Here is a 23,514-nt window from a genome sequence, read left to right on the forward strand (position 1 = left end):
CCTACGCGGGAACGCTTGTGCGTTCCCGCGCTTGAATCGGGGATGGCCGCCGCCCCCTTCTCCTGGATCAAGCCCGAACCGCACGGTATTCATATCGTCCCTGCCGATTGCTGGGTCGATCCCAGCCGCGCGGTCGACCGGGCGCTGGTGACTCACGGCCATGCCGATCATGCGCGCGGCGGGCATGGGCAGACCGTCGCCACACCCGAGACACTGGCCATCATGGAGTTGCGCTACGCGACTCGCGACGGAGCGACGCCAGTCGCCTATGGCGAGACCATCCGCCTCCCCGGCGGCGTCGATGCGACCTATATTCCGGCAGGGCACGTCCTCGGCAGCGCGCAGATCCTCCTCGAACATGCGGGAGAGCGCGTGATCGTCACCGGCGATTACAAGCGACGCCACGACCCCACCTGCCCGCCTTTCGAAGTCACACCGTGCGACATCTTCATCACCGAAGCGACGTTCGGCCTGCCGGTCTTCTGCCATCCGCCGATCAAGGACGAGATGGCCAAGCTGCTCGATCGCCTCGCCGCGCACCCGGACAGTTGCGTGCTGGTCGGCGCCTACGCTCTGGGCAAGGCGCAGCGTGTCATCGCCGAATTGCGGCGCGCGGGGCACAGGGACCCGATCTATCTCCACGGCGCGATGGAAAAGATGTGCCGGCTCTATGAAGAACACGGGATCGACCTCGGCGAGCTGCGACTGGTTGCCGATCATGCCAAGGACGATATGCGCGGATCGATCGTCATCTGCCCGCCGTCGGCCCTGAACGATCGCTGGTCGCGCCGTCTGCCCGAACCGATCACCGCCATGGCCAGCGGCTGGATGCGCATTCGCCAGCGCGCGCGCCAGCGCAATGTCGAACTGCCGCTGATCATTTCCGATCATGCCGACTGGGGCGAGCTTACCCGCACGATCCAGGAAGTCGGCGCGCAGGAGAACTGGATCACCCATGGGCGCGAGGATGCCCTGCTGCGCTGGTGCCAGTTGCACCAGAAGCGCGCACGCGCGCTTGCCATGGTCGGCTACGAGGACGAGGACGATTGACCGGAACGAGCACGCGGTTCGACAGTTTTTCCAACCATTCGCGTAAGGCGAAAAAGGGAGATTGCGATGCGTAAGACGTTGGCAACACTATCGATGGCCGCAACTCTGGTGGCCGGTTGTTCGGTAAAGGAAGACGACAACCAGGCCGAAGGCTCCACCATTTCGACAAGCGATCAGGCTGACGAAGCATCCGCCTCCGACGATGGCGCGCTATATGCCGATGGCGAAGCAATGCCGCTCGATATCGAACAGACGCACCCCACCGGCACCAGCATCGCGCTCGAATCGATCCGCGCAACGCCTACCGAAACGCTGGTCACCATGACGATCAACAATGGCGCCGATTTTCCGGTGACGCTGAACGGCTTCGGCGGCGCCTATCTGTTCGGTCCGGATGGCGGAAAGCTCGAAGTCCAGGCCCCCGCCAATAACGAAAGGCTCGAGATTCCTCCCGGCCAGCAGGTTCGGGCAGAACTCGTCTTCAAGGGCCGTCTGAGCCAGGGTGGGCCCGCAACTCTCTTCTTCAACGAAGCAAAGTATCTGGAAGACGACGATTCGCGTTATCCGGGCTTCCGCATTCCGATGCAGCTGACCAGCGCCGCCTTCACCGAAGACGGAGCAAAAAAAAAATCTAGTTCGCTTCGGCTGATCGGCTCCGCGCCGGGCGCGTCCGCGCGATCGGCCAGTTCGGTCTCCACGCTGCGCTCCGAACTGGAAGCGAAGGAAACCGATCGCGGTACGCTCGTGTCGCTGCCCGGCGACGTCCTGTTCGATACGGACAAGGCCGAAATCCGCGCTGCCGCCCGGCCCACGCTCGACAAGCTGGCTGAACTGATCAAATCCGATTCCTCGGCCAAGGTGGCCGTGGAAGGCCATACCGACAGCCAGGGCGACGATGCCTACAATCAGCGTCTGTCCGAACGGCGGGCGCAGGCGGTCCGCGACTATCTGAAGGATGTGCGCCAGGTCCCGGCAGACCGGATGACCGTAAAGGGCCTAGGCGAAAGCCGGCCGGTGGCGCAGAACATGACGCCGGACGGGAAGGAAAATGCCAGTGGCATGCAGAAGAACCGCCGCGTCGAAGTGGTCATAGCCAAGAGCTGACGGCTTGGAGCAGTTCGCCGCCCTTATCGATGCGCTGGTCTATACGCGCAGCCGCAACGAGAAACTGCGGCTGATAGCCGAATATCTTCAGGCGACGCCCAATCCCGATCGCGGCTGGGCACTGGCCGCCCTGTCCGACGGGCTGGATTTTTCGGCCGTCAAATCTTCCACCATCCGCAATCTGCTCAAGGATCGGATCGATCCGGTGCTATGGACGCTGAGCCGCGATTTTGTGGGCGATACCGCGGAAACGGCCAGCCTGTTGTGGCCCGCGCCCGAACATCCCCCCTCGCCCCCGGGCGTGACCGAAACGGTCGAACTGCTCGAAGCGATGAACCGCAAGACCGTCGTCACCGAACTGCCCCGGCTGCTCGACCGGCTCGACGCATCCGGCCGCTACGCCCTGCTCAAACTCGCCACCGGGGGTATGCGGATCGGCGTTTCCAGCCGCCTATCCAAGACTGCCTTTGCGCAGGCTTTCGACGTCTCGGTCGACGAGGTGGAGGAATATTGGCACGGCCTCGCCCCGCCCTACCCCGAACTGTTCGACTGGGCCGCCCATGGCGAAGCGCCGCCCGACATGGCGAACCTGCCGACCTTCCGCCCCTTCATGCTGGCCCACCCGCTCGAAGAAACGGTGCTGGATCTGGCGGATTATGCGGCGGAATGGAAATGGGACGGTATCCGCGTGCAATTGGTACGGGCGGGGGACGAAACGAAACTGTTCTCCCGCTCGGGCGACGATATCTCCGCAACCTTCCCCGAACTGCTCGATGTGCTGCCCTTTCCCGCCGTTCTCGATGGTGAACTGCTGGTGCGCGGAACGCATCAGGGTGGGAAAGAAGGGGGCGCAGCCAGCTTCAACGCGCTGCAACAGCGACTCGGCCGCAAGACGGTGTCCAAGAAGATGCTGGCCGAAGCACCCGCGTTCGTGCGGCTTTACGACGTGCTGCTTCTCGACGGCGAAGATCTGCGCGCCCTGCCTTGGACCAAGCGACGCCAAAGCTTGGAAAAACTGATGGATCGCCTGCCCGAAAGCCATTTCGACCTCAGCCGGGTGGTCGACGCGCGCGATTTCGAACATCTGGGCGAAATCCGCGAAGGCAGCCGGGACGACGCCATCGAAGGGCTGATGCTGAAACGCAAGGACAGCCCCTATATCGCCGGACGCCGCGTGGGATATTGGTACAAGTGGAAGCGCGATCCCCTGCTGGTGGATTGCGTGCTGATGTATGCCCAGCGCGGCAGCGGCAAGCGATCGAGTTTCTATTCCGATTACACCTTCGGATGCTGGGACGGCGATCCCGATGCCGGGGCGGATCTCCTCCCGGTCGGCAAGGCCTATTCCGGTTTTACGGACGAGGAACTGAAGAAGCTAGATCGCCATGTGCGGCAGAACACGGTCAACCGCTTCGGGCCGGTACGCGAAACGGACAAGAGCCTGGTCTTCGAAGTTGCCTTCGACAGCGTGCATGACAGCAAGCGCCACAAATCCGGCCTGGCCATGCGATTTCCCCGCATTCACCGCATCCGCTGGGACAAACCGCCGCACGAAGCCGATCGCATCGAAGCGCTGAAGGCGCTGATCAAGGATTGATTTCAAACCTGCGGTGGGCATGGTGCCGGCGTGCACCGTTACGATCCCGCCCGCAGGAAACTCGCGCTCGGCCTCGCCTTTCTGGCAGGCACGGTGGATGCGACAGGCTTCATCAGGACCGGCGGATATTTCGCCTCCTTCATGTCGGGCAACACCACCCGGCTGGGTCTGCATATCGCCGGGCAACCGTCGATCGCCTACATCCCGTTTGCGCTGATCTGCGGCTTCGTCACCGGCGTGGTGCTGGGATCGCTGCTCGCATCGCGCTGGCCCGACTGGCGCAAGAGAGCGCTGCTCGCCGCCGTCACCCTGGTCCTCGGCGCCGGTGCGATCGCCAGCATGCTCGGATCGACGGTCGGGTTTCTCGCCGCATCGGCGCTCGCGATGGGGATGGCGAACAACGTCTTTACCAAGGATGGCGAAGTGACCGTCGGCGTGACCTACATGACCGGCGCACTGGTCCGGTTCGGACAAGGCCTTGCCGCGCGCATGTCGGGCCGTTCTCAGGAAGGTTCGCGCGGCTACGGGTGGCTCTGGATGGCGCTCGCGCTGGGCGCGATTGCCGGGGGGATGCTCCACAAGCTTGCGCAGGATCACTCGCCGGCGATCCTGTGCGCGATGGCCTTCCTGCTGTTTTGCTACGCCGCCCTGGTCGAAAAAGGTCGAACGGACGATCCGCCTGCGGACGAGGGGATCTAGAGCGCAATCCGCAGCAGTTTCTCGCGCGAAGTTGCGCCGCGCAACAGTTCCACACGTGACGGCGCCAGATCGAGCGCGCGCGCGACCAGCCGGATCACGGCCGTGTTGGCGGCCCCGTCCTGCGGCTTGGCGCGTACTTTCACGCCGACGCCGGTGCCGGTGCCGGTGCCGATGATCGTGATGGTTTCGCTTCGTGCGCCTGGGGTGGCCCGAACGGCAAGGCGTCCCTGCTCGTCGATCAGGGCGCGCAGGGCGTCCGCGTCGGGCAGGTCAGCGGGTAAGCGCTTCATCAACCGCTGCCGCGTGATGCCTGGCGTTTTCGGCGTAATGCGCCACGCCCATCCGCATGCCCGCGATTGCCGCATCGTCGAGATCGCGCATCTTTCGTGCAGGCCGCCCGCCCCATAATTCGCGCGGCCCCATCACCTTGCCCTCGGTCAGCATGGCGCCTGCAGCCAGCATCGAATCGCTGGCGATAACCGCCTTGTTCATCGCGATGGCACCCAGTCCCACGAAGCCGCGGTCCTCGATCGTGCAGCCGTGCACCATGGCCATATGCCCGATCAGCACGTCGTCGCCGATGATCAGCGGCGATCCGTCAGGGTCGCCCGGGCGCTCCGGATCGCAATGGCAGACACTGCCGTCCTGGATATTCGTCCGTTCGCCGATGACGATCCGGCTGACATCGGCGCGCAGCACGCAATTGTACCACACCGAACTGTCGGCACCGATCTCGACATTGCCGATGATGGTACAGCCGGGCGCGATGAAGGCGCTGTCATGGATTTTCGGCGTGTGGCCGTGAATCGGAATGATGGTGACGCCCGGTCGGGACACAGGGGGGCGGCTCGCGGTCATCGTGTGCTCTCCCATTGCTCGCGTGAAAGCGAATACTGGATCGTCGGATTGTCCTCGGCCGGATAGGCGGGGTCGGAGAAATCCAGATCTTCGCGGCGCACCATGCCGAGCTTTTCCATCAGTTTCCAGCTGCCGATGTTGGCATGGCTGGTCAGCGCGACCACATGGGGCGCCCCGACACGGGTAAAAGCCCAGTCGAGCACGGCATGCATCGCTTCTTCGGCATAGCCGCGCCGCCAGCGATCCTCCCGCACAAGCCAGCCGATCTCGTGATCGCCCTGGTTCTGCGCCAGCGGATTGTCGACCTGCTTGATGCCGCAGTGGCCGACCATTTCACCGCTGGCCTTTTCGATCATGAACAGGAAGCTGAAACCATGCTGCGCATAGAGCGCGCGCGATTTCGCATGTTTTGCTTCGATCTCGTGCAGCTCTTTCACGCCGCCGAGACGCGCCATTACGGTCGGCGTATTCAGCACGCGATCCTGTTCCGCCGCATCGCCTTCTTCGATCGTGCGCAGGATCAGCCGGTCCGTTTCGGCAATGATGTCAGCCACGGTCCGTGCTCCGCGCATCGCGGTCGATCGAATAGACGATGGTCGGGTTCCACGGTTCTTCATAGCGGTTGTCGACATAGTCGAGCTCTTCGCGCCGGGTCATGCCCAGCCGTTTCATCAGGCCCCAGCTCGCCGTGTTGCCAGGAACCGTCAGGGCGAAGACTTCTTCTGAGCCGAATGTGTCGAAAGCGGCATCCAGCGTCGCCGTGGCCGCTTCTCTGGCATAGCCCCTGCCCCAGGCATCTTCGCGCAGGCGCCAGCCCACCTCGAACTCGCCCGTCAGCGTCGATCCCGGCGCGTCGGCGCGCTTGATCCCGCAGAAGCCGAGCATGGCGCCGTCTTCCTTGCGCTCGACGACCCAGAAGCAGAATCCGTTCTTCGCGCGGCAGGCCTCGACCCGGGCGCGCTGCTTGGCGCAGCCTGCATCGTCGAGCACGTCGCCCAGCCATTGCATGACCGCGGGGGTGTTGGTGACGCGGAAGAACTCGTCCCAGTCGGCATCGCCGCGCCAGTCGCGCAGGATCAGCCTTTCGGTCTCCAGACGGAACTCAGCCATTGAGGAGCTGTGCGGCGCGCGGGGCGTGATAGGTCAGCACGCCGCTGCATCCGGCGCGCTTGAAGGCGAGCAGCTTTTCCATCAGCAAGGCATCGCGGTCGCCCACGCCCGCTGCCGCACCGGCCTCGATCAGCGCATATTCTCCGCTCACCTGATAGGCGAAAACGGGGACGTGGAATTCCTGCTTCGCGCGCCAGATGATGTCGAGGTAGGCCAGCCCCGGCTTGACCATCACGCTATCCGCTCCCTCGGCAATATCCATCGCAATCTCGCGCATGGCCTCGTCGCCATTGGCGGGATCCATCTGATAGCTTTTCTTGTCGCCCTTCAGCAGGCCGCCCGACCCCACGGCGTCACGGAACGGGCCGTAAAAAGCAGAGGCATATTTGGCCGCGTAAGCCATGATCTGGACATTGGGATGCTGGTTCATCTCCAGCGCCATGCGGATTGCCCGCACGCGCCCGTCCATCATGTCCGACGGCGCGATGATATCGGCCCCGGCATTCGCCTGGTTCACGGCTTGGTCCACCAGGACCGCGACCGTATCGTCGTTGAGGACATAGCCGCTGTCGTCCAGCAGGCCGTCCTGCCCGTGGCTGGTATAGGGGTCGAGCGCGACGTCCGTCAGAATACCGATGTCCGATCCGCAGGCATCGCGGATCGCCTTGATGGCGCGGCACATCAGATTGTCGGGATTGAACGCCTCGGCCCCATCGTCGCTGCGCTTGTTCGGCTGGGTGTTCGGGAACAATGCGACACATGGAATCCCCAGATCAAACGCTTGTTTCGCATGCTTTGCGATACCGTCGACGGACCAGCGAGATACTCCGGGCAGGCTCGCGACCGGCTCCTCCACCCCCTTGCCGTCGGTGACGAACAGCGGCCAGATGAGGTCCGCCGGCGTCAGCACGGTTTCGCGATACATCGCGCGGCTCCAGCTGCTCGCACGGGTACGGCGCATGCGGGTGTTGGGATAGCTTGCGTTTGTCATACACGCGCTCTGCCGCAAGCACGCACGCGGCGCAATCGCCGGGCTACTTCTTCGGCAGCGCAAGCCTGTCGATTTCGCGCACGGGCGCTTCGGCAGCGACCTCGGTGGCCGTCTGTTCCAGCTCGGCAAGCGCAGCCCCGGGCTCGACCGTCTTCATCTTGGCCAGAGTATCCTTGAGCCGCTGCAGTTCAGCCCCCGCAAGCTGCGCCCGCGTCACATACTGGACCGATGCGGGATCGATGGCGCGACCGTTGCGATACATCTCGTAATGAAGATGGGGCCCGGTCGACAGGCCGGTCGAGCCGACATAGCCGATCACCTGCCCACGCCGTACATTCTGCCCGCGGTCCACGGCGATGCGGCTCATGTGGCAATAACGCGTATCGATGCCGCCACCGTGGCGCAGCTTCACCGCATTGCCGCATCCGCCAGCGCGCCCTGCCGACAGCACGCGGCCATCCGTGACTGCGACGATGGGCTGGCCGTGGCCCGCCTTGAAATCGAGCCCCGAATGCATCCGGCGATAGCCGAGGATCGGATGGCGGCGCATGCCGAAGCGCGAACTCATGCGACCCGGCACGGGCGCCATCAGGCCGCCGCGTTGCTCCCCGGCGCCCGATGCCTCGTAAAACTCGCCATCCTTGCCCCAGCGCATCAGTTGGACGGCAGGTTTTTCGCCCCGGTCCAGACCTGCATAGAGCAACTGGCCCGCCTGCCGTTCGCCCGTGGCGGCACGGCGATGCGCGACGATGAAATCGAATGTATCTCCGGACCGTACTTCCCGGTCGAGGTTCACGTGCTGGCCCAGCGTCTTGAGATAGGCCTGAACGGCGCTCGCCGGTGCTCCCGCCGCTCGCGCCGAGCGGTACAGACTGTCGCCCACCACACCGCGTATCCGCAAAGGCGTATCGTCAACGCGTATAATCTTGCGGGTAAGTGAAAGATCGGCGCCATCGTCAAGGCGGCCAACGTCCAGTTCGAGATCGAACCGCGCGCGAAATGCGATCGACTGCAGCGGCCGGGGTTGGCCAGGGGCCGTACGGCGCCCCAAGGTGATGTCGAACTGCGTGCCCGATTCCAGGTCCGACAGGGGGATTGCCCCTGCGACCAGCGCGGCTACGCGATCGGTGTCTCCCACACCGACACCTGCCCGGCGCAGCATGCGCTCGAAGCTATCGCCCTTGGCCAGCGTCGCGACCATCTCGATCGTGGGTCGCTCCGGCGCTGCGGCAAGCGGCGCGACGAGAGCGGTCGCCCCCATGTGGCGGCCACTGTCTGCACCGAGCCCCAGTGGCAGGATCATCTGGCTACGAAACTCGTCGCGTACGGCGTCATCGATATGCGCAGGCGGCGCAGCCTCGAGCGGCGCGAAAGTCGGCCAGAAAGCTAGAGCGGCCGCACTCAGGCCGAGAAAGGTTCCTAGGCCGCGGAACCAGCGTTTGCTGCCGATTTCGCTGCCAAGGTCGGGTGCCAAGTCCAGTCCGGCGATGCGACCCAAAAGGCGTTCGCGCATGGCGGACCACGAAAACTTGGGAAGAGGCAGGTTAGGCAGAATCTGGTCGTGCGCAAGCGCCGCGGCCGAGCCATTTCGCCCACCCGTCGCCGACTGCAGATCCGCTTCGTTACTGTCCGTATGGGACGTATACACGCCTGTCCCTCCGTGTTGGTCGCCCGATGCGTGTTCGGTGCGACCCAATCCCGCTTAAAGAGCCTGTGCCCGCTTTGCCTGCCAAAACAAAGTAAAGACGGGCTTAACTTGCGGCCACGCGAGTCCGGATTGCGGTGAATCGAACTTCCGGCACGCCGCACGGTTGCCCTGACGCCCGCGCACTGCCACCTAGGGCGCGTGCAGAGAAGCGCTATCAAGGCAGTCCTCGGACCCACCAATACCGGCAAGACGCATCTGGCGATCGAGCGCATGGCCGCGCATTCCAGCGGCTGTATGGGCTTCCCGCTTCGTCTGCTTGCTCGCGAAGTCTATGACCGCGTTCGCGCGATCAAGGGCGATGACGCCGTGGCGCTGATAACCGGCGAAGAGCGTATCGAGCCCAAAGGGGCGCGTTACATGTGTTGTACCGCCGAAGCGATGCCGCGCGATGGAGCGGGCGCTGCCTTCGTTGCTCTGGACGAAGCCCAGATCGGAGCGGATCGCGAGCGGGGGCATATCTTTACCGATCATTTGCTCAATACGCGTGGGCGCGAGGAAACGATGCTGCTGGGCGCGGCCACGCTCGAACCGCTGGTCCGCCAGCTGGTGCCCGAGGCAGAGATTTCCGATCGCCCCCGGTTCTCCACCCTTACTCACATCGGGCCGCGCAAGCTGTCGCGCCTTCCGCCCCGAAGCGCGATCGTGGCGTTCAGTGCCGAGCAGGTCTACGGCGTGGCCGAAATGCTGCGGCGATTTCGTGGGGGCGCCGCAGTGGTCATGGGTGCACTCAGCCCGGAGACGCGCAACAAGCAGGTCGCCTTGTTCCAGAATGGCGAAGTCGACTACATCGTTGCCACCGATGCGATCGGCATGGGGCTGAACCTTGACGTCAACCATGTCGCCTTTGCCGGCCTGTCAAAATTCGACGGGGTCCGGATGCGCCGGCTTTTCCCTGCGGAAATGGCCCAGATCGCCGGGCGGGCTGGCCGTCACCAACGTGACGGGACTTTCGGCACGCTCGCCGGGACGAACAAGCACGGCACGGCGCCCGAATTTACCGAAGAAGAAGTCTATGCGATCGAGGAACATCGATTCGCGCCGCTCACCCACCTCTACTGGCGCGAGCCGGAACCGCGCTTCGATTCGCTTGCGACGCTGATCACGGACCTGGAGACGCCACCGGGCGATCCTGCATTGCGCCTTGCCCCGGAAGCCATCGACCTGGCCACGCTCAAGCGCTTGGCGGACGAGCCGATTGGAGCCAATGTCCGGGGCGCAGGCATGGTGCGCCGGTTCTGGGAAGCCTGTTCTTTGCCGGACTTCCGTCAACGAGGCGCCGATGTTCACGCCCGTTTCGTCGCGCGATTATGGCAGGACCTTGCGCAAGGCTATCTCGGCGCCGATTATGTCGCGGCGCGCATCAGCGAACTCGACAACATGTCCGGGGACATCGATACGCTGCAGGGGCGGATCTCGGCGATTCGCACTTGGGCCTATATTTGCCAGCGACCAGATTGGGTGCTGGCGCGTGACGAAATGGCGTCGCGGGCGCGCGCCGTCGAAGCCAAATTGTCGGATGCGCTCCATGCGCGGCTGACCGAAAGATTCGTGAACCGAAGGACGGCGATATTGATGAAGTCGCTAGGACAGGATGCAGGCATGCTGCCGATTGAATTGAATGACAGTGGCGAGGTTAGCGTGGAAGGCGAAGTGATGGGCCACGTTGAAGGATTGCGGTTCAAGGTGGATTCCTCTGCCCGCCACGAAGACCGGCGCATGCTTCTCGCGGCCGCGGAAAAGGCGCTGCCCAAACTGCTTGGGACGAAGGCTGACCAGCTGGTGGCTGCAGACATGGAAGGCGTCGAGCTTGCACGCGGCGCCATACGGTGGAAGGGCGAGGTTCTGGCCGAACTCGAACGTCGCGACGGGAGCATAAAGCCACTGCTGAAACCCAGTCGTGAAGTGTCTGCATTGCCCGAAAATGCGCGCACCAATTTGATGACCGGGCTGGAAAAATGGCTCGACAAGAAGCTCGAGCCTCTGGAGCCGCTCGAAAAGATGCACCATGCGGCAAGCAATCCGGATGCCGGGTCGCAAGCGCGCGCTCTGCTGCTCAATCTTATTTCGGGGCATGGTTACGTTACGCGTGACAGGGCGGGGATCGAGCATCTGCCCAAGGAGATGCGACCGTTCCTGCGAAAGATAGGGGTGACCTTCGGAGCCCTGGACGTCTTCGCGCCAGCCTTGCTGAAACCCGCTCCGCGGCAATTGCTAAACATGCTCGGCGTGGATCGCCGACCCTTGCAGGAAGCGATGCTGCCGGTGATTGCGGAGACCAAGAAACTCCCCTCTGGCTATCGCGCCGCGGGTACGCAGGCCATCCGTATCGATCTGGCCGAGAAGATACTGCGCGCGGCGCATGAAACGCGGGCGAAGGCGCAAAGCAAGGACCGCAGACGCAAATTCGTGCTCGACTATGCCCTGCCGATATCCATCGGTTTGGAGGAAGATAACATCTCCCGCTTGCTGGGGAATGCTGGTTTTCGGGTGCAGAAAGCGAAGCCGCTGCCCGAAAGCCAATTCGGTCCGCCGCGACCCGATCGCTGGGAATGGCGGCCATCGCGCCGCAAACAGGAGCGGCCTACTCCCGTGAAACCCCGTGAAGGAAGTGCCTTTGCCGCACTTGCCGATCTGGTGCGTACATGACGGGGCCCGTGTGAGGATCGACAGGCTGCTGTGCCATTTGCGCTTCACACGAACGAGGAGCGCGGCACACCGGCTGATTGACGAGGGCCATATTCGCCGCAACGGCGAACGAGTCAGGCGTTGTTCGCGCGACATCGTCGAGGGCGACATCCTCACCTTGCCGCTCGGCAATACAGTAAAACTGATCGAAATCCTCGCGTTGCCGGAACGCCGCGGGCCGCCCCGGGAAGCACAAGCCTGTTATCGGGAGCTTGACCCCAACGGATAATCCGCCCTAGCAGCGCGATCAGGCAAACAGTTCTAGGGATCACGCCACCAATGACCTATGTCGTCACCGACGCCTGCATCAAGTGCAAGTACACCGATTGTGTAGAGGTGTGTCCGGTCGATTGTTTCTACGAGGGCGACAATATGCTCGTCATCAATCCCAGCGAATGCATCGATTGCGGCGTTTGCGAGCCCGAGTGCCCCGCTGAAGCGATTCTCCCCGACACGGAAGATGGCCTGGAAAAATGGCTTGAGCTGAACACCAAGTTCAGCGCCGAATGGCCCAACATCACCCAGTCGAAAGAACCGCCGGCCGATGCCGACGAGCACAAGGACGAAGAAGACAAGTACGACAAGTACTTCTCGGCCGAGCCCGGCGAAGGCGACTGATCGCTCGCGGCCGTGGCCGCTCTCAGTTGAACGCTGCATCCTTGCCAATTGCGATTCGCAATTTTGTTGCGGCTGTGCTATATAATGCAACAACTGAGCCGGCTTGCTCCCGGCCAGGTGAGATAATTGAAAGGGCACGCCGCTTCCAGCAACGTCACAACCGGGTTTACACTGCACCCTCGCATGGGTCGCAGTCGGGCCTTTCTTGACGCTGCTGCCTTCGCGCCGCGCTCCGACGAAAGGAAAGATTGCATGGCTAGCAAGCCTGATGCCTTCGACGTTGGCGATTACGTTGTTTACCCCAAGCACGGTGTGGGCCGTGTCATCGAGCTCCAGAGCGAAGAAATCGCCGGCATGCAGCTCGACCTTTATGTCCTCCGCTTTGAAAAAGAACGCATGACGCTGCGCGTTCCTGTCAACAAGGTCGAATCCATCGGCATGCGCAAGCTGTCTTCCGACAAGACGCTCAAGGAAGCGATGGAAACTCTCAAGGGCAAACCCAAGGTCAAGCGGACCATGTGGAGCCGCCGTGCGCAGGAATACGAAGCCAAGATCAATTCGGGTGAAATCGTGCTGATCGCTGAAGTGACTCGCGACCTCTTCCGTCCGGACGACCAGCCGGAACAGAGCTATTCCGAACGGCAGATCTTCGAAGCCGCGTCCAGCCGGCTCGCGCGCGAACTCGCCGCGATGGAGAAGACGGACGAGCCGACTGCGCTCGAGAAAATCCTCGACGTGCTGCGCGAACATGCGCCGCAATATTACGAGAATGCCGAAGACGCGTAACGCGCTTGATTAATCGAACACGTAAGGGGCGCCATGCGGCGCCCCTTTTCGTTGGCGCCCCTTTTCGTTGGCGCCACTCCGGCCAATAATCCGCCAAACGATTACATTTGTCGACGAACGCGTTGGACGTGGTTATTCGGCGGTGCGAATGATGCAGTCTGCAATTTGGAGACTGCACATGGTACGCACTTTGACGATAGCTGCACTCGCGCTGGCAACCGTTACCGCCATCCCGATAACGCCCCTGCTTGCAGAAAAGACATGGCGCTCGACACTGGATGACGGCCGCTCGATCGGCGAGACGAGCACTGCCACGCAGCGCTTCGAAAAGGTCACTCTGGCAGGCAACGACACGGTGTCGGTCACGCGAGGCAATCAGTGGCGAATTCGCGCCTCCGGCAGCCCAGCCGTGGTGGCCGAACTACGTTATGTCGTCGACGACGGGCAATTGGTCATTGGCCGCCGCTGGCGCCGCGAACCGATAAAGGGCACAGCCAGAATCGAAGTCACCGCGCCGTCGGTCACCTCTGCCACGCTTGCTGGATCGGGCAATCTCATTGTCGATAGTATGAGCGGATCGGATATCGGCGCCACGGTCGCAGGCTCCGGTACGCTGGAGATCGGCCGGGTGAAAGCTTCGCATCTGTCAGCAGCAATTGCAGGGTCAGGCGACCTGAAGATCGCCGGCAATGCAGACGACAGCAGTATCAATATCGCCGGGAGCGGAGATATCGATGCAACGCGCCTTCGTGTCGGTCGATCGGCCGTATCGATCGCGGGATCGGGCGGTGCCAGGTTCCGCGCCGACGGCCCGGTCAAGGCAAGTATCGTGGGTAGCGGCAGCGCCATCGTTACGGGTACCACTGACTGCTCCCAGACCCGCATGGGATCTGGACGTCTGACCTGCTCACGCTGAGCCGCATCGATCACCGAATGGGCTCGGATGACCGAATACATCTTTCCTGCCTTGATGATGATCGAGTACTGTATTATATCAGCAATACGGACTGCCGCAGCGAGAGGAATACTACACCGATGATCCACCGAATTCTGAAAGGCCTTGCCCCGCTCGCAGCCTTGGCTGGAGCAGCACTTGTAACAGGGTGCGACAACATGAACATCCACATCGGCGATGGCGACGGTGTGCCGCTGGCCGAGCTGGATATGAGCGGTGCGGCGCCGACCGAACTTGTTCTTGCCGGACCGGACAAGGTTATTGTGACCGAAGGCGAAAAGCTGGACATTGCCGTGTCCGGAGAAGACGCGGCAGTCGACGCGGTGCGTTTTTCGCTCGACGAGGGCTCTTTGGGCATAAGCCGCGCCAAGGATATGGGAAAAATTGGTGGTGTGGCCACCGTTCGGGTGACGATGCCCAGCCTTACGGCGATGGTGCTTGCAGGATCGGGCGATATCGAGGCAGCCTCTATGCGAGGCAAAGCCGATGTCACCATCGCTGGATCGGGGAAAGCCAAGGTTGCCCGGTTCGACGCTGATTCACTGGATCTGACCATTGCTGGATCGGGAAGCTTCGAAGGCGCCGGAACCGTCGATATGCTGGATATGACCGTAGCCGGATCCGGGAAGGCCGATATGGCCGGCCTCAAGGTCGGCAATGCCGACATATCCGTCGCCGGTTCGGGCGATGCCGAATTCGCCTCGGACGGCAAGGTTGATGCGAGCATCATGGGCTCGGGAACGATCACGGTAAACGGCCGCGCAGACTGCACGGTAAGCGCGATGGGGTCGGGCACGCTCAACTGCCGCGATATCCGGACGGCGACACAGGCACCCCCTGCACCTGACGCCCCTTCGAGCCCGACTGCGCCGGATGCTCCCGCAGCGCCCGATACGTAAGTTCATCGACGGCTCACGCTATTTAGGCTAGGCGGCGCGGCGAGAGGATTTCGCCATGCGCCGCCTAGCCTTAATCATTCTGTTGCCTGTAACCCTTGCGTTGCCCGGTTGCTTTGCAAAGACCGTGGTGGATGTTGCCACGCTGCCGGTGAAGGCAGTTGGCAAGGGTGTCGATATGGCCACTACCAGCCAATCTGAAGCCGACGAGAAGCGCGGCCGCGAAATTCGGCGTCGGGAAGCCCGGCTTGCCCAGTTGGAACGGGACTATGACAAGCAGCTCGACCGCTGCAAGGATGGCAATCGCCGGGCCTGCGACGATGCACGCAACAGTTATGCCGAGATGCAGCAGATCATTCCATCGATACCGGTCGAGCCCGAGTGATCAATCGGGCGGAGTGGCGGCACGGCGTAGCCGGTCGTTGATCGCAATTCCCACGCCCACTTCCGGAATTTCTGCAACCGCAATGCGGGGTTTGGCCGACAAGGCGCCATTGTGAAGGCAGGCATAGAGGCGTGACGCCGCTTCCGTGAGATCGCCCTTCTCGGACAACGAGCAATCGCCAGCCAGATCACCGAAGCCGATCAAGAACTCGTCTGGCGCAACTTCTGAAGCCATTAGCCGAACGGGCTTGCCCGGTGCGTAATGGCTTGCAAGCTGCCCCGGCGCTTCGATATTCTTTCCATCTGCCGCCGAGGCCGCGAGAAGTATGGGCCCGGGGCGCAAAACGACAACAGATCCATCCGTACGCACCGCCGCAATCGTCGATTCCAGGCCCTGCTCGCACATGCCGCCGTCGATCACCGCGTCGATCCTGCCGTCGAGCGATGCGAGTACATGTGCCGTCGAGGTCGGGCTGATGAAACCGCTGCGATTCGCGGATGGCGCGGCGATCGGCAGGCCGCTTTCCTCGAGCAAGGCGCGCATCACGGCGTGTGAGGGCATGCGTATCGCGACCGTTTCAAGCCCCGCTGTCACGGCCTCGGCAAGACCGGCATCTCGGCGGCGCGGGAGCACAAGGGTGAGCGGTCCCGGCCAGTGCTCTGCCGCCAGCTTCTCCGCTACGTCGGAAAAGTCGGCCAGCTTGCGCGCCAGTTCCAGCGATGCCACATGGACGATGAGCGGATTGAAATCGGGTCGACCTTTTGCGCCATAGATCCGCGACACCGCCTCGTCGTTATCTGCGCGCGCGGCAAGGCCATAGACCGTCTCGGTAGGTACGGCGACGAGACCTCCATCGCGCAATATCCGTGCAGCGCGTGTAATTTCGTGCGCATCGGTCCCTATCGTTTCCGTAACGTATTTGCCGCTCATGCCCGCGCGCTATATCTCGTTCGGCACAAAGCCAAGAGGATTACCCGTGACCTACACCCCCGCCACCCAGGACCAGTTGCTCGCCATCCGCGTAAACGCCGGAATCGACGATTTGGCGAACAGCGAAAAATTTGCCGCCGCCGAACCGGATATGGTCGAGGCCATCGTGGCCGGCATTGGCGAATTTGCTGCTGGGGAATGGGCGCCGCTCAATCGCATCGGCGATATCGAGGGCGCAAAGCTGGAGAACGGCGTGGTCCGCCTTCCTGACGGATTTGCCGAAGCCTATGCACATTATGTCGAACAGGGCTGGAATGCCATTTCCGGACCCGTGGCGTTCGGCGGACAAGGCCTGCCGTTTACCCTGTCATGCAATGTTCTCGAAAACCTCGGCACGGCGAACATGGCCTTCAACCTGCTTCCAATGCTGAGCGTTGGCGCGATCGAATCGCTCGACCATCATGGCTTTGCGGAACTTCAGGAAAAATACCTTCCCAAACTGGTGAGCGGCGAATGGTCGGGAACTATGAACCTGACCGAGCCTCAGGCTGGTTCGGATGTTGGTGCACTGCGTACGACCGCCAGACCCATCTCGGAGGGAGAGCACGCAGGCAAATATCTGATCAAGGGTCAGAAGATCTACATCACTTGGGGTGAACACGATCTTGCCGAGAATATCATCCACCTCGTGCTCGCCCGGCTGCCCGACGCGCCTGAAGGTACGCGCGGTATTTCGCTGTTCGTGGTGCCGAAGTACCATGTGAAGGAGGACGGGTCGCTCGGATCCCACAATGATTTGCGATGCGTGAGCATAGAACACAAGCTCGGCATCAACGCCTCGCCCACCTGCGTCATGAGCTATGGCGACAATGACGAATGCATCGGTGAATTGGTTGGCGCTGAAAATCGCGGGCTGATGGCGATGTTCACCATGATGAACAATGCGCGCATAAATGTCGGCAATCAGGGGGTCCAGATCGGCGAACGGGCGACGCAGCAAGCTTTTGCGTACGCGCAAGAACGAGTGCAATCCGCACGCGCAGGATCGCCCGACAGATCATCGGTGGCCATCATCGATCATCCCGATGTCCGCCGCATGCTGCTACGAATGAAGGCCCTCACCGAAGGCGCGCGTGCGCTGCTGTATTATACGGCGGGACAGGTCGATCGCGGGACGCTGGGCGATGCCGGCGCGCGTACGCGCGGCGAGGTTCTCACCCCGCTGATCAAGGCCTGGGGAACCGATATCGGAATCGAGGTGGCAAGTCTGGGTGTCCAGGTCCATGGCGGCATGGGATTCATTGAGGAAACGGGGGCCGCACAACACTGGCGCGATTCGCGCATTGCGCCGATTTACGAAGGCACGAACGGTATTCAGGCCGCCGATCTCGTCACCCGCAAGCTCGCGCTCGACGATGGTGCTGCCTTGGCGACGCTGACGGCCGACATTGCCCGAGATGCGCAGGACGAACCGACGCTTGCTGCGCTTGCTGCCGATTGCGACACAGTGGCGAAATGGATGCGCGCTGATGCCAGCGTAGACGATCGCCTTGCCGGGTCGGTTCCCTTCTGCACCATGCTCGCGGTGGCCGTTGCCGGGTGGCAATTGCTGCGCCAGCTGCGGGCGATACAGGACGGTGCTGCGCCGGAGTTGGCGGCCACCAAGGCCGCTAGCGTTCGGTTCTTTCTCGACCGGATCGTGCCCGAAGCACGTGGCCTGACCGCGGCAGCGACCGCAGGAGCCGAATCGCTTTACACGCTGACCGCCGAACAATTGGCGGGGTAGGCTATTCCGCCGTCACCCGGCGCGCGTAATCGTCTGCACCGAAGGTAGCTTCCTGTCCCCGCAGTTCGCGCTGCGGGGGCAAACGGTCACCGGTGATCCGACCGATTGCGCCCTGCCCCTGTGCACCGGGGGCGAAGACACGCCAGATGATTCCGGCGGTGTCGTCGGACACGAGCAGAGACCCATCGCCCGCCCATTCGACCCAGGTCGGGCGGCCGCGCGTCGTCCCGTCGTTTTTGAGGAAACCGGTCAGTACGGGCACGGGCTTGCCGGTAGGGTTCCCACGCTCGTCGAATGCAACATAGACGACGTCATAACCCGACGGCGGCCTGCGGTTCCAGGATCCATGCTGGGCGACGAATGCCCCGCTGCCGAACCTGTCGCCCATCTTTGCGCCTTCTTTACTGAAGACAAAGCCGAGGGCAGCCACGTGCGGTCCCAGGGCATATTCGGGGGTACGTACGTAATTGATATATTCGGGGATCGGATATTTCACGCGGCGATCGAAGTTGTTGCCGTAATAGACCCAGGGCCAACCGTAATTCGCGCCGATCGGCACATTGGTTAGATAATCCGGCACCAGGTCGGAACCGAGCATGTCGCGTTCGTTGACGGTGGTCCATAATTCTCCCGACCATGGGCTGAAATCGAGCCCATTGGCATTTCGTAAGCCGCCTGCGAACATGCGCTGGCGGCCAGTCTCAAGGTCGATTTCCCAGATCAACGCACGGCCTTCTTCGGCCTCGAGTCCCTTGTCGGCAATGTTCGTATCCGACCCGACAGCCGCGTAGAGGCGGTTGCCGTCGGGATGCAGCGCCAGGTTGCGCATCCAGTGTCCGCCCCCAGGCGCAAGATCGGCGATCTTGCGTGGTTGGCCCGATACACGAGTGGCCCCCAGCTCGTAAGCATAGGCAAGCACAGCGTCGTTGTTGGCGACGTAGAGCGTGCCATCACCCCAAGCCAGACCAGATGGAGAGTTGAGGCCATCCAGCAGTACCTGGCGAATTTCGGCTTTGCCATCGCCGTCCGCATCGCGAAGCAGAACGACCTGGTTCGGCGATTCTCCAGTGGCACCTGCGCGCGACATCAGCAGATTGGCAATCCATCCGGTGATACCGCCGCTCTCTTCGCTTTTCGGGGCGCGGGTCAGCGAAACGAGGATGTCGCCATTTGGCAGCGCCTGCAGGGTACGCGGATGATCCAACCCTTCCGCAAACCGGTTGACTGCAAGCCCTTCCGCAGCAGCGGGAACTTCGTTGGCAGCCCATCCCACCGGCTTGGCGACCGCGACAGTGGGAATGCTTTCCGCATTCGCTTCCTGCAATGTCGGGTCGGTCCCGACGACATCATCGAACGGAACATCAGCCGTATCGCCGCGTGTGAGGAAATAACCTGCGACGGCAACGACCAGCAGGATGACAACGAGCGCGATGCCCAGTTTCTTGAGAATACTCATGCGCACCGGATAAGCGACCGCGCGCCGCGGAGCAATGGGGCTTGCGAGCCGCCAGTTCGCCGCTACATCGCCCGGCATGTACGATTTTCGCCCTGCTCCCGATACGCCCAAGCCCGAAACCTACCGCCAGCTGCTCGATGCAGCCGATGCGCTGACCGCGGGCGAACCGGACGCGGTGGCCAATATGGCGAATATCGCGGCCTTGTTGTGGGATTTCCTGCCGGATCTGAACTGGTCGGGCTTTTACAGGGTCGTGGACGGGCAATTGGTGCTTGGCCCCTTCATGGGTCGCCCGGCCTGTATCCGCATTCCGCTCGGTCAGGGTGTCTGCGGCATAGCTGCGAGCGAAGGCAAGACTCAGCTCGTAGAAGATGTGCACGCCTTCCCCGGCCACATCGCCTGCGATGCGGTAACCAATTCCGAGCTCGTTGTGCCCGTTGCGCGCGATGGCCATGTCATTGCGGTGATTGATCTCGACAGTCCGGAACCGGCCCGCTTCGACGCTGAAGACGCCGCGGGCATCGAGGCCGTCGCAGCCATGTTATCTACGCGGATCTGACGACCCCTGCCCCATCACGGCACACCCGCGAGCGCGCTTTTGCGCGCGGGTTAGCGGCTGCTAACGAATGGCGATCACGAACGGGCTCGAGCCGAGTCGCCCGAAGGAGCACGCATCATGAACGCCCGCGCCGCCATTGTTCTTACCGTCTCCAGTCTGGCGTTGATTCCGTTCGGCGCCTTGGCACAGAACACCATACCCTATGAGGTCGGGCAGTATGAATTCGCACAGCCCTTGCCGGAACTCGATGATGATGTCGTCACGGAAACGGTGACAGAGGACGCAGCGGAAGCCGAACAAGCTGTGCAGAGCAACGCAGCCCCCGTCTTCGTGAGCAATCCGACGATCCAGACGATCGATCCGTCGGATTCAGCCTATGCTGGCAATGAAACCGTGCCGGCGGCTCGCTCCATCCCTGCCCGCGCAGGTGCCGATTTCGTTACCACGCCAACACCGGCAGCAGGGTCCGCTCCCGTGATTTATCGCGATGCGTCCCGTAGCGCGCCGATGCCTAGTGCCCGTCGGACGGAAAATGTCCCGGGGACGACCACTTACAATGCCGCGACCTATCTGCCGGCGGGTGGTCAGGTTGTTGCCTTCGATCGGTTAGCCTGGCTGGATGAATGCCGCGCTCGCCTGGACACGTATGACAATGAAAGCGAGCGCGGAAAGGTTATGGGTGCCTTGATCGGAGGTGTCGCCGGAGGCGTTCTGGGCAACCGCATCGCCGGCGCGGGCAATCGCACCCCAGGTACGCTCATCGGTGCAGGCGCAGGCGTTGCCGCAGGCATGGCCGTTGGCGATGCCATCGACGATCGCAACCGATCGCGCAGCGACAGCTACGGGCAATGTGAAGCCTATCTCGACGATTACATGCGCAGTGTAACCGCCGAAGCGGGAAGCGTTCAGTACGTTCAGCCCGGGCAGTACATGCTGGTGCCGGTTACCGTTTCGGTGCCTCAACGAGTAATTTACCGCGAGCGTACGGCGGGCAACTAATCCTTGAGCGCGATGGCGCGTGATGTGCAATGCGCCACAAGTTCGGGCATTTCAAAGCTGTCGGGATCCAATTTCGGTAAGGCAGTCCGGCAATTGTCGCGCACATCTGCACCAGGGGCTATCCAGTCATCAGTGGACAGGCCGTTAAAGTCCACCAGTCCATCAAACGCGACCATGTATTCACGGCCCGATGGCAAGGCCACGATGGTGCTGCCGACCGGTAACGGTTCGCCGTGTTCATCGACTACTCGCAGCAGCACGGACCGATACGCCTCTATCTCCATATCGACCAGAACCACGCCACCGCGCGATGCCTGCATCCTGCGGAATGTGGACCTTGCTACGGCGGCCGAAGGAAGCTTGTCAGGGGCGATATCGAACTGCATCGGTACGAGAGGGGTGATGCGCGTAACGAGCAGCCGCCCACTGTCGTCCGAACGGCCGACTTCCCGATGCTCATGGGTCACCGTAACGCCCCCAACATTGCCGGTGCGCACCAGCGCATAGGCATCCGATGCCCTGTCCCTGGCAAAGATCCGCTTGTCGGCGATGACCAGCGACCCCTCCGCGCGCACGCGCGCGGCAACATTCCCCGCCGCATATTCGGCATCCGCTGCCACGCGCGCAAACGGCGCGCGATACGCAACCGTCCCCGCATACCGCGAACGCTCGCCGACCCTTGCATGTGCGGCATAGCCGAACTCGCCGATTTCGGTATCTGGCCGGAAATAGCTGAGCTGCGCGGCCACAGTCTCCGCCGCAGTGTGCTGCAACGATGCGCTGGCGCTCGTGCGCGGCCCGAACCTCATGTTGAGATTGAGCCCCGCCACAAGTTCACTACGACCCGCGGACTTGCGAAAGCTGACATCGGCTGCGAGCGTCATCCGGTCGGTCAGTTCATGACGCGCCGCCGCGCGCAGAACGGATGTGTTCTCCGCCGAAATCAGTTGCGACGGATCGGAAGGCCTCGACAGGCGAGCCACAGAGAGCTGAAATCGCGTTGAATCGGCAAGATCGAAATCCAGAGACCCTATGAATTGTCTGGGGACCGGGCCATCGCCGGACTGGGCCGCTATGTCGCGATATCCTTTGGTCGGCAGAACCGCTTCTAAGCGGCCGGAAATACCCCTCCCGACCGATTCAGCGCCAAGCTTCAGCAGAGCCCCCCGATCATGCGAAGTGCGGCTGTACCGCGCCTCGCCGTAGAGCATGGCTAGCGCGCCAATCGTGCCTTGCGCGTGGGCGCCCACATTCCACAGTCCTACCCCTGCTTCGCCGGACATGCCGACGGTGAGTGACCTTGTCAGTCCTCTTCGGACGTAGAACGTTCCGACAAGGTCTCGATAGTCATTGCTACGTGTACCGAATCTTCGTCGGATCCAGCCTACGGCCGCCCCCCACTGGCTGAGGCCTTTGTCCAGCATTTCCGGGGCGGTATATATTCGCGCTGTCTGGACCGTCTCCTGCCCAAGTTCATCGCGCAAGACGACGGACACTTCGCCACGCCCCGCGGCCATCGGGATGTTGTGGACGCGAAACTCGCCCGCCTCGATCTCCGAAGACTGGAAGCGGCGGTCGTTGACGATAAGATCGACGGATGTCGGTACTGCCACCTGCCCTTGAAATTGTGGCAGCGGATTGGTGATGAGATCTGGCCTGAGCGCGAAATCTGAGCCGATCTGTATGCCGCCAACTCGGAGCGGGCGCTGCACTTCGCTACCCAGGGTGATCACGTCGCCAGCGCTGATCAGAAGAGCCTTTTCGGGCAGGGCAAGTGTCGCCGTTGTGTTGAGGCGAACCAATTTGTCCTCCGAAGCGTCTACGTTCGTGCGATAGGTGAAGGCACTGCCAAGGATGAGATTTCCGTAAGTCACCCGTGGCGCGACATATGCGCCCAAATCGCTTTTGCCACCGGATCGGGTGGCGGTCAGGCTGTAATCGACGATCCCGGCGAGGAGAGGCGACATCTCTCCGAGGTCATAGTTGCGCCGCGCAACATTTACGTCGTTGGGCCCATCGCCTTTTCGATATCTCTTTACCGTGAGCTGCTGGGTAATCCGGTCGAATTCGAACCGAGCTATCTGCATTGTCTTGAGTTTGAGATATCCGCTACTTTCCTCTTCTATAGGTAGGCCAGCAGCCACCGCGGATTCGGCCAGAATGGCAAGCTCACCATCGATCCACTTGAGGTCGACCATGCGTTTTTGCTCAACGCCGTCGACGAAGATCGCACTCAGCCCGGGCCCATCTTTTTCGGCCTCCACGGCACTCTTGAGAGTGAGATCCCTTTCGATCGCAAACGGATCGTTCGCTTGGGCGAACAGGCTGACGGGCGCCATGAA

General features: G+C 62.3%; 23 protein-coding genes. 14 read left to right on the forward strand and 9 right to left on the reverse strand.

Features of this window, described 5'->3' with window-relative positions:
* The first annotated feature begins 42 nt into the window (after positions 1-42).
* The 4 genes from KYK83_RS00895 to KYK83_RS00910 all read left to right on the forward strand — a co-directional run bounded on the left by KYK83_RS00895 (position 43) and on the right by KYK83_RS00910 (position 4,450).
* On the forward strand, positions 43-1,050 hold the full coding sequence (locus KYK83_RS00895; protein ID WP_222826872.1) for a ligase-associated DNA damage response exonuclease: 1,008 nt from the start codon (positions 43-45) through the stop codon (positions 1,048-1,050).
* Positions 1,051-1,116: 66 nt separating this feature from the next.
* Positions 1,117-2,154 carry an OmpA family protein gene (locus KYK83_RS00900; protein ID WP_222826873.1) on the forward strand — a complete coding sequence of 346 codons (1,038 nt, stop codon included), beginning with the start codon at positions 1,117-1,119 and terminating at the stop codon, positions 2,152-2,154.
* 4 nt (positions 2,155-2,158) lie between these two features.
* Positions 2,159-3,751, forward strand: a complete 1,593-nt coding sequence (locus KYK83_RS00905) for a cisplatin damage response ATP-dependent DNA ligase (RefSeq protein WP_222826874.1) — start codon at positions 2,159-2,161, stop codon at positions 3,749-3,751.
* 30 nt (positions 3,752-3,781) lie between these two features.
* A complete protein-coding gene (locus KYK83_RS00910; RefSeq protein WP_196847291.1) occupies positions 3,782-4,450 on the forward strand; it encodes a YoaK family protein in 669 nt (222 codons plus the stop codon).
* Here KYK83_RS00910 and KYK83_RS00915 read toward each other — a convergent pair.
* Genes KYK83_RS00915 through KYK83_RS00940 form a run of 6 tightly spaced genes read right to left on the reverse strand, consistent with a single transcriptional unit; the run spans position 4,447 to position 9,057 of the window.
* Positions 4,447-4,740: a DUF167 domain-containing protein gene (locus KYK83_RS00915; RefSeq protein WP_222826875.1), complete on the reverse strand. Its 294-nt coding sequence runs from the start codon at positions 4,738-4,740 to the stop codon at positions 4,447-4,449. The two genes, KYK83_RS00910 and KYK83_RS00915, sit on opposite strands and share 4 nt — an antisense overlap.
* Entirely contained in the window at positions 4,721-5,308 is a 588-nt protein-coding gene (locus tag KYK83_RS00920) for a gamma carbonic anhydrase family protein (protein WP_222826876.1), read from the reverse strand. Before KYK83_RS00920 ends, KYK83_RS00915 begins: the two co-directional genes overlap by 20 nt.
* The gene (locus KYK83_RS00925) at positions 5,305-5,862 is read right to left on the reverse strand and encodes a GNAT family N-acetyltransferase (protein WP_196847288.1); all 558 of its coding nucleotides are present in this window, start codon (positions 5,860-5,862) and stop codon (positions 5,305-5,307) included. The genes KYK83_RS00920 and KYK83_RS00925 overlap by 4 nt, the downstream gene beginning before the upstream one ends.
* Entirely contained in the window at positions 5,855-6,418 is a 564-nt protein-coding gene (locus KYK83_RS00930; RefSeq protein ID WP_222826877.1) for a GNAT family N-acetyltransferase, read from the reverse strand. Before KYK83_RS00930 ends, KYK83_RS00925 begins: the two co-directional genes overlap by 8 nt.
* Positions 6,411-7,409 (reverse strand): porphobilinogen synthase, encoded by a 999-nt coding sequence (gene hemB / locus KYK83_RS00935; RefSeq protein ID WP_103024712.1) that lies wholly within the window; start codon positions 7,407-7,409, stop codon positions 6,411-6,413. Before hemB ends, KYK83_RS00930 begins: the two co-directional genes overlap by 8 nt.
* A 43-nt stretch (positions 7,410-7,452) precedes the next feature.
* Positions 7,453-9,057 carry a peptidoglycan DD-metalloendopeptidase family protein gene (locus KYK83_RS00940; RefSeq protein WP_346729393.1) on the reverse strand — a complete coding sequence of 535 codons (1,605 nt, stop codon included), beginning with the start codon at positions 9,055-9,057 and terminating at the stop codon, positions 7,453-7,455.
* A gap of 198 nt (positions 9,058-9,255) precedes the next feature.
* Between KYK83_RS00940 and KYK83_RS00945 the strand changes: the two genes are divergently transcribed.
* The 7 genes from KYK83_RS00945 to KYK83_RS00975 all read left to right on the forward strand — a co-directional run bounded on the left by KYK83_RS00945 (position 9,256) and on the right by KYK83_RS00975 (position 15,442).
* On the forward strand, positions 9,256-11,763 hold the full coding sequence (locus tag KYK83_RS00945) for a helicase-related protein (RefSeq protein ID WP_430298942.1): 2,508 nt from the start codon (positions 9,256-9,258) through the stop codon (positions 11,761-11,763).
* 10 nt (positions 11,764-11,773) lie between these two features.
* Complete coding sequence (locus KYK83_RS00950; RefSeq protein ID WP_103024714.1) at positions 11,774-12,031, forward strand: RNA-binding S4 domain-containing protein; 258 nt, start codon at positions 11,774-11,776, stop codon at positions 12,029-12,031.
* Between the two features lie 50 nt (positions 12,032-12,081).
* A complete protein-coding gene (gene fdxA / locus KYK83_RS00955; RefSeq protein ID WP_103024715.1) occupies positions 12,082-12,420 on the forward strand; it encodes a ferredoxin FdxA in 339 nt (112 codons plus the stop codon).
* Positions 12,421-12,672: 252 nt separating this feature from the next.
* A complete protein-coding gene (locus KYK83_RS00960; RefSeq protein WP_103024716.1) occupies positions 12,673-13,206 on the forward strand; it encodes a CarD family transcriptional regulator in 534 nt (177 codons plus the stop codon).
* A 178-nt stretch (positions 13,207-13,384) separates the two neighbouring features.
* Positions 13,385-14,122, forward strand: a complete 738-nt coding sequence (locus tag KYK83_RS00965; protein ID WP_222826878.1) for a head GIN domain-containing protein — start codon at positions 13,385-13,387, stop codon at positions 14,120-14,122.
* Positions 14,123-14,319: 197 nt separating this feature from the next.
* Positions 14,320-15,060: a head GIN domain-containing protein gene (locus KYK83_RS00970; protein WP_248284178.1), complete on the forward strand. Its 741-nt coding sequence runs from the start codon at positions 14,320-14,322 to the stop codon at positions 15,058-15,060.
* Between the two features lie 55 nt (positions 15,061-15,115).
* Positions 15,116-15,442 carry a hypothetical protein gene (locus KYK83_RS00975; RefSeq protein WP_222826880.1) on the forward strand — a complete coding sequence of 109 codons (327 nt, stop codon included), beginning with the start codon at positions 15,116-15,118 and terminating at the stop codon, positions 15,440-15,442.
* Here the strand turns inward: KYK83_RS00975 and KYK83_RS00980 are convergent, their stop codons facing one another.
* On the reverse strand, positions 15,443-16,372 hold the full coding sequence (locus KYK83_RS00980) for an L-threonylcarbamoyladenylate synthase (RefSeq protein WP_222826881.1): 930 nt from the start codon (positions 16,370-16,372) through the stop codon (positions 15,443-15,445). It lies immediately after the preceding gene.
* A gap of 46 nt (positions 16,373-16,418) precedes the next feature.
* Between KYK83_RS00980 and KYK83_RS00985 the strand changes: the two genes are divergently transcribed.
* Complete coding sequence (locus KYK83_RS00985; protein WP_346729394.1) at positions 16,419-18,158, forward strand: acyl-CoA dehydrogenase family protein; 1,740 nt, start codon at positions 16,419-16,421, stop codon at positions 18,156-18,158.
* Position 18,159: 1 nt separating this feature from the next.
* Here the strand turns inward: KYK83_RS00985 and KYK83_RS00990 are convergent, their stop codons facing one another.
* Complete coding sequence (locus KYK83_RS00990; RefSeq protein ID WP_346729395.1) at positions 18,160-19,692, reverse strand: PQQ-dependent sugar dehydrogenase; 1,533 nt, start codon at positions 19,690-19,692, stop codon at positions 18,160-18,162.
* Here KYK83_RS00990 and KYK83_RS00995 point away from each other — a divergent pair.
* Positions 19,691-20,173 carry a GAF domain-containing protein gene (locus KYK83_RS00995; RefSeq protein ID WP_222826883.1) on the forward strand — a complete coding sequence of 161 codons (483 nt, stop codon included), beginning with the start codon at positions 19,691-19,693 and terminating at the stop codon, positions 20,171-20,173. The genes KYK83_RS00990 and KYK83_RS00995 overlap by 2 nt on opposite strands.
* Before the next feature lie 117 nt (positions 20,174-20,290).
* Entirely contained in the window at positions 20,291-21,172 is an 882-nt protein-coding gene (locus tag KYK83_RS17170; protein WP_248284179.1) for a glycine zipper 2TM domain-containing protein, read from the forward strand.
* Here KYK83_RS17170 and KYK83_RS01005 read toward each other — a convergent pair.
* The gene (locus tag KYK83_RS01005; protein WP_222826884.1) at positions 21,169-23,511 is read right to left on the reverse strand and encodes a fimbria/pilus outer membrane usher protein; all 2,343 of its coding nucleotides are present in this window, start codon (positions 23,509-23,511) and stop codon (positions 21,169-21,171) included. The two genes, KYK83_RS17170 and KYK83_RS01005, sit on opposite strands and share 4 nt — an antisense overlap.
* Positions 23,512-23,514 lie beyond the last annotated feature (3 nt).

Source organism: Qipengyuania pacifica (genome assembly GCF_019857205.1).
GTDB lineage: Bacteria > Pseudomonadota > Alphaproteobacteria > Sphingomonadales > Sphingomonadaceae > Qipengyuania > Qipengyuania pacifica.

Coding starts and splice junctions, on each gene's coding strand:
- KYK83_RS00895 (WP_222826872.1), top strand. CDS start 43: ATGGCCGCCGCCCCCTTCTCCTGGATCAAGCCCGAACCGCACGGTATT.
- KYK83_RS00900 (WP_222826873.1), top strand. CDS start 1,117: ATGCGTAAGACGTTGGCAACACTATCGATGGCCGCAACTCTGGTGGCC.
- KYK83_RS00915 (WP_222826875.1), bottom strand. CDS start 4,740: ATGAAGCGCTTACCCGCTGACCTGCCCGACGCGGACGCCCTGCGCGCC.
- KYK83_RS00920 (WP_222826876.1), bottom strand. CDS start 5,308: ATGACCGCGAGCCGCCCCCCTGTGTCCCGACCGGGCGTCACCATCATT.
- KYK83_RS00930 (WP_222826877.1), bottom strand. CDS start 6,418: ATGGCTGAGTTCCGTCTGGAGACCGAAAGGCTGATCCTGCGCGACTGG.
- hemB (WP_103024712.1), bottom strand. CDS start 7,409: ATGACAAACGCAAGCTATCCCAACACCCGCATGCGCCGTACCCGTGCG.
- fdxA (WP_103024715.1), top strand. CDS start 12,082: ATGACCTATGTCGTCACCGACGCCTGCATCAAGTGCAAGTACACCGAT.
- KYK83_RS00960 (WP_103024716.1), top strand. CDS start 12,673: ATGGCTAGCAAGCCTGATGCCTTCGACGTTGGCGATTACGTTGTTTAC.
- KYK83_RS00965 (WP_222826878.1), top strand. CDS start 13,385: ATGGTACGCACTTTGACGATAGCTGCACTCGCGCTGGCAACCGTTACC.
- KYK83_RS00970 (WP_248284178.1), top strand. CDS start 14,320: ATGAACATCCACATCGGCGATGGCGACGGTGTGCCGCTGGCCGAGCTG.
- KYK83_RS00975 (WP_222826880.1), top strand. CDS start 15,116: ATGCGCCGCCTAGCCTTAATCATTCTGTTGCCTGTAACCCTTGCGTTG.
- KYK83_RS00980 (WP_222826881.1), bottom strand. CDS start 16,372: ATGAGCGGCAAATACGTTACGGAAACGATAGGGACCGATGCGCACGAA.
- KYK83_RS00995 (WP_222826883.1), top strand. CDS start 19,691: ATGTACGATTTTCGCCCTGCTCCCGATACGCCCAAGCCCGAAACCTAC.
- KYK83_RS00990 (WP_346729395.1), bottom strand. CDS start 19,692: ATGCCGGGCGATGTAGCGGCGAACTGGCGGCTCGCAAGCCCCATTGCT.
- KYK83_RS17170 (WP_248284179.1), top strand. CDS start 20,291: ATGAACGCCCGCGCCGCCATTGTTCTTACCGTCTCCAGTCTGGCGTTG.
- KYK83_RS01005 (WP_222826884.1), bottom strand. CDS start 23,511: ATGGCGCCCGTCAGCCTGTTCGCCCAAGCGAACGATCCGTTTGCGATC.